Raw genomic sequence first — 2,218 nt, forward strand, 5'->3', positions numbered from 1 at the left:
ACTGTGACCGCGGTGTCGTAGGCGGGAATGGCCGGGCCCGGCCGGGCGGCGCCGGTGCGGGCGATGTCGAGGCGGTGGGTGAAGATGCGGCACACGTCGCGAACGTGTGCCGCGTACTCCAGCGTCGACCAGGTGTCATCGTCGGGGCGCTGCCCGGCGTCGGGGCGCGCCAGGGCGGCGGTCAGGCGGGCGGCGCTGTCGCGGGTCACTCCCGGCACGGCGTCGAAGGCGGTGTCCTCGGGGACGAATCCGCATTCGGCGCAGGTGCGTTCGAGCACCCAGGTCCAGTCTTTGGCATCGGGAACGATCGGCATGACCGATAACCTAACGTGGCGCTAGTTTATCGGCCACCAATATTCTGCCAATCGTCACCAAGATGGCGACAGGTTTGCCGTCACTCCATGAGCCGGTGTGCCTTCTCGAACAATTCGAGGGTGATGGCGTGCAGGAAGTCGCCGACCTGCTTGGGGGCCTTGCCCGCGCAGGCCCGCGCGTGCGTGCCTTCCAGCACGATGCCGAGCTTGAAGCACGCCAGCACGGAGTACCAGGTCACACTGCTGAGATCACGGTCGGAGAAGCGGCCGTAGTGCTCGATCATCTCCTCCGGCGTGGGCAGGCCACCGACGCCGCCCAGCGAGCCGACCAGCGCCGCGCCGGTGGTGCCGGGCACCGGCCGGGTGGCGATCTGCCAGCCCAGATCCAGCAGCGGATCGCCGATGGTGGACATCTCCCAGTCGACCATGGCCACCACTTCGGGGCCGTCGAAGGAGAACATCATGTTGGCGAGATGGCAGTCGCCGTGCAGGATGCCGGGTTTCGCGTCGGCGGGACGATTGCGGTCGAGCCAGTCGCCGACCTGCTGCACGCCCGGGATCTCCGGTCCGGGGTAGCCCTCGTTGACGGCGTAGGAGTCGAGTTCCTTGAGCCAGCGCGGCACCTGGCGTTCCAGGAAGCCCTCGGGCTTGCCGTAGTCGGCGAGACCCAGCGCCTCGTGGTCGAGCGAACCGAGCCGCGCGATGGCCTCGACGGCCGACAGGCCCATCTGCCGCCGCACCTCCGGGTCGGAGGCGTGCAGTTCGGGCAGTTCGTTCTGCGGGTTGAAGCCGGTGATCGGCTCCATCAGATAGAAGGACGCGCCGATGACCGACTCGTCGGGGCACGCCGCGATCACCTTGGGTGCGCGAATCTCGGTGTCGCCGAGCGCACCGAGAATGCGGGACTCGCGCTGGATGACGGTGTTGCTGGCCTTGCGCAGATGCTTGGGCCCGCGGCGCAGCACGTACTCGCGGCCGCCGCGACGGAAGCGCAGCATGATGTTCTGGGTGCCGCCGCCGAGCGGTTTCACCTCCTCGAACTCGCCGCCGGGCAAGCCCTGCGCCTCCATCCATTTCCCGACGATCGCGAAATCGACGACGTCACGATCCACTTCGACCGGCTGTGCGACAGACATGCCGCCCATTGTGCCGTAGGCCACGGGCGAAACTGAAGGCGTCCGCCAGCAGTAGTGGCGGGCGACTCGTTCGCGCAGGTCGGAACGCGGAGTGTCACGGGGCCAGGCGTAATGTGCTGGCTCAAATGCGCACCTTGTTGATCGACAACTACGACTCGTTCACCTACAACCTGTATCAGCTGATCAGCCAGGTGAACGGGGTCGAGCCTGTCGTCGTGCGCAATGACGAGGTGGGGTCGATCGAGGAGCTGGGGCTCGAGCGCTTCGACAATATCGTCATCTCCCCCGGGCCCGGACGGCCTGATGTGCCGCGCGATTTCGGCATCTCGGCCGAGGTGATCGCGCGGGCCGAACTGCCGTTGCTGGGTGTGTGCCTGGGGCATCAGGGCATCGTTCTCGCGGTGGGCGGGGAGGTCGTGGCCGCGCCGCGGGCCCGGCACGGGTACCCGGATCGCATCACCCATGATGGACGGGATCTGTTCGCCGGTGTGCCGCAGGACTTCTCGGCGGTGCGGTATCACTCGCTGTGCGCGGGTCGGCCGTTGCCCGCGGAGTTGGAGGTGACCGCGACCGCGACGGACGGGGTGGTCATGGGGGTACGGCATCGCACTCGCCCACAGTGGGGCGTGCAGTTCCACCCGGAGTCGATTTCCAGCGAGCACGGTGAGTTGCTGCTTCGCAATTTCGCCGACCTGACCACCTCGTATCGTCATTCCGGCGTGCCCTTGGCCGGAATCCATCGCCCGAGTGTGGATTCCGGCCAAGGGC

The 2,218-nt window shown here is 67.4% G+C and carries 2 protein-coding genes and 1 pseudogene; 1 reads left to right on the forward strand and 2 read right to left on the reverse strand.

Going from position 1 to position 2,218, the window contains the following annotated elements:
• Nucleotides 1-314 (reverse strand): annotated as a pseudogene (locus ACWELQ_RS44215) (DinB family protein); the annotation flags it as partial.
• 80 nt (nucleotides 315-394) lie between these two features.
• Entirely contained in the window at nucleotides 395-1,450 is a 1,056-nt protein-coding gene (locus ACWELQ_RS44220) for a phosphotransferase family protein (protein ID WP_452402935.1), read from the reverse strand.
• Between the two features lie 125 nt (nucleotides 1,451-1,575).
• On the opposite strand from ACWELQ_RS44220, the gene ACWELQ_RS44225 reads away from it, so the two are divergent.
• Nucleotides 1,576-2,218: anthranilate synthase component II (locus tag ACWELQ_RS44225; RefSeq protein WP_452402936.1), on the forward strand; the 643-nt coding region annotated here is incomplete at its 3' end.

Source organism: Nocardia sp. NPDC004722 (assembly GCF_053601505.1).